This is a genomic window from Bacillus sp. P4_D3 (assembly GCF_056401855.1).
This window is the reverse complement of the sequence record NZ_JBFUIN010000430.1, coordinates 1-2,639: the sequence shown is the minus strand read 5'-3', so window position 1 is coordinate 2,639 and position 2,639 is coordinate 1. Positions and strand designations below refer to the sequence as shown.

Here is a 2,639-nt window from a genome sequence, read left to right as displayed (position 1 = left end):
GTATATAACAGGTTATATCGATAAATTAGCTGATGAAAATCATTTTGATTTTATTAAAAGTATTAATTTAGATTGAAAAAGTGCACCTCCGATTATTAGACTGTGTCTAATAAACGAAGGTGCACTTCAAAGGAATCAACTTTTTTTATTGAACTAAAGCACCTGTTAGCTTAATAGCGAATGATTACAACCGGCTATTTCTCCCAAAGTTCGATCAATCGACCTTCAGGATCTTTAATCCAAATAAACTTTCCAAATTCACTAATCTCTTCTTTCTTTTCAAGAGGTACACCAATTTGTTCAAGATGCTGAATAGTCTCGTTTAGATTATGTACTTGGAAATTTAACATCACTTGTTGTTCTGTAGGAAAATAACTGTCATTCTCGGCAAAGAAAGAAAAGATAGTCTCAGTTCCTAATTCGGGTTTAATCACAGTCCCATTCCAATTTTCTATTTCAATCTTCAACACTTCACTGTACCATTTTTTTATAACATCAAGATTCTTAGTTCTCCAAAATATTCCTCCGAAACCTTTTATCATCGTATCTAACTCCTGTCTGTCTTTTAATTTTTAATGTGACGTAGTATGTATTTAATATATCAAAACAAAAGAGTAATAGTAAGGAAAATCAGCAACTTATGAACAGTAAAAAATCATAATTGCTGGTGTAGCATTTACTACATTAACGATACCGACATCATTCTTCGCAGAACTTGGGAAACAAAAGCAAGATACAATTGAAATCTGAGCTAAAGGATATAGCAATACTGACTCGTTTGAGGATAACTCTTCAACTTATAGTTCGCCTAAATAATCCTTGCAATAGTAAGGGGGAAATAGGGGACCTGGAAAAATGAATAAAGCAATGAGAAAAACCCGCACATGAAGTAAAAGCAATGTGCGGGCTTTTAAGTATAGTATTAAGAAGTTTCGCTAATTTTAGTCTCTGTATGAGTGTTAGTAGCAATTCTTTTCTTTATCTTAAAGTGATAGTAGGTGTAGCAAAAGATGATAAATGGTACAGTGCAATAGATTCCTAGTCTTTGACTTGGGATAAAGATAAGACTTATTAATATAATGCCGTACAATCCAAAACCAAGAATTGGTACAAGTGGATAAAGTGGAGTTTTAAATTTTAAGTCTTCTAATTTTCCACCTTCGGCTAAATAATGTTTACGGAAAAAGAATTGAGAAACACAAATTGACATCCAAACAATAATTGTAATGACTCCAGAAATTGAAATCAGCCATAAKTAAACCGTTTCAGCAGCTACAACGCTTGTCAAAAGAGAAAAAGCAGAAATAGCTATCGTCAAGAGTAAAGCGTTTAGAGGTATCCCTCGTGATGATAATTTCTTTAAAAAGGCTGGAGCCATATCATTTTTTGATAATGACCAAAGCATTCGAGTTGCGGCGTACAGTCCTGAGTTTGCGACAGAAAGAACAGCAGTAAGAATAACAAAGTTCATAATATCAGCTGCATATGGAATACCTATATTATCAAATACAGCAACAAACGGACTCTTTGTTAATCCTGCCTCTTCCCAAGGAATTAAAGCCACGAGAACAAAGATTGCTAAGACGAAGAAAAACATCGTGCGCCATATTATATTTCTAATAGAACGAGGTAAAGTCTTTGCTGGATCTTCACTTTCACCTGCTGCGATTCCAACAAGTTCTGTACCTTGGAAGGAATAATTGACTGTAACCATTGTTAAAAGAATAGCGGCAAGTCCATTTGGGAATAAACCACCATGATTTACGAAATTTGAAAGAAGCGGAGCGGGTTCGTTTCCTTTTAAATCAATAAAACCGAACATAGCGGCGCCGCCAAGAATAATGAAAGCGATAATGGCAGATACTTTTATACTTGAAAACCAAAATTCTGTTTCTGCATAACTACGAGCAGATAATGCGTTAATAGTGAATATTGTAACACCAAATATTAAACACCAAACCCAGACAGGAATATCAGGAAACCATCGCTGCATTGTAATACCAGCAGTTGTAAATTCAAGACCAGTCGTATTCGCCCAGCTTAGCCAATACAACCATCCGATGGTAAATCCAGTTGCGGGATTGATGAACTTAGTGGCATATTCCTGGAAGGAACCTGAAACTGGCATTGCTACAGCAAGCTCACCAAGACATAGCATAACGAGATACATTAATAATCCACCGGCCATAAAGGCAAGTACGGATCCACCAGGTCCAGCTTGACTTATAATAAAACCAGATCCGTTAAATAACCCCGTTCCAATCACACCACCGAGTGCAATCATGAATAAATGTCTACCTTTCATCGTGCGCTTTAATTCATTGTTTGTATTGTTTACTTGCGTCATTGTTTTCCTCACTTTCATAATTGGTAGTATGAAGATTGATGTTTTTCCGTATTATGGAATGTATTCCGTGATGTGAAATCTTGTTCTAATTTTCAGATAATTAAAAAGAAAAGTCAATATTTTTTTGTTTACGTTTTCATTTTTTTGATAGTGTTATATCTCTATTTTTAGAAAATTAAATAAATTAATTGATTTCAGTTTGAATTTTTGTTAAATTGATAGTTAATTAGGCTAAACATACTACAAGTAAAGTTGAGGCGAGTTATGGTACAGTCCATTGATCGAGCGATAG

General features: G+C 34.6%; 2 protein-coding genes. Both read right to left on the bottom strand.

Going from position 1 to position 2,639, the window contains the following annotated elements; all coding sequences use genetic code 11:
* Positions 1-194: 194 nt before the first annotated feature.
* The gene (locus tag AC1DTM_RS22245; protein WP_002033235.1) at positions 195-542 is read right to left on the bottom strand and encodes a VOC family protein; all 348 of its coding nucleotides are present in this window, start codon (positions 540-542) and stop codon (positions 195-197) included.
* Between the two features lie 380 nt (positions 543-922).
* Positions 923-2,347: an amino acid permease gene (locus AC1DTM_RS22240; protein ID WP_477000896.1), complete on the bottom strand. Its 1,425-nt coding sequence runs from the start codon at positions 2,345-2,347 to the stop codon at positions 923-925.
* Positions 2,348-2,639 lie beyond the last annotated feature (292 nt).